Source organism: Paenarthrobacter aurescens (genome assembly GCF_025421775.1).
GTDB lineage: Bacteria > Actinomycetota > Actinomycetes > Actinomycetales > Micrococcaceae > Arthrobacter > Arthrobacter aurescens_B.
In genome coordinates this window covers 1-257 of sequence record NZ_JAOEFX010000471.1, presented here as the reverse complement: position 1 = coordinate 257, position 257 = coordinate 1, and the positions used below count along the sequence as shown (strand labels likewise).

Below are 257 nucleotides of genomic sequence, written 5' to 3'. Positions count from 1 at the left end.
GAGGGCAGGGCGCCCAACGCCACATTGCCGCGCCGCACGGCAGCCAGATCCGCCAGGCTGCGGTAGGCCTCTTCGAGGTCGGCAATGGGCCGCTGCACGCGAGCATAAAAGTCCTGCCCGGCCGAGGTCAGGCTGATGCTGCGCGTGGTGCGTTCGAACAACCGCAGGCCGAGCACTTCTTCAAGGTCCTGGATCAGGGCGGTGAACGAAGGTTGCGTCACGCCGAGGTGATTGGCCGCGTGGGTGAAGGAGCCGGT

The 257-nt window shown here is 66.9% G+C and carries 1 protein-coding gene; it reads right to left on the bottom strand.

Features of this window, described 5'->3' with window-relative positions; genetic code table 11:
* Positions 1-221, bottom strand: a 221-nt coding sequence (locus tag N7568_RS24415) for a LysR family transcriptional regulator (RefSeq protein ID WP_261612249.1), incomplete at its 3' end; no start/stop codon positions are given.
* Positions 222-257 lie beyond the last annotated feature (36 nt).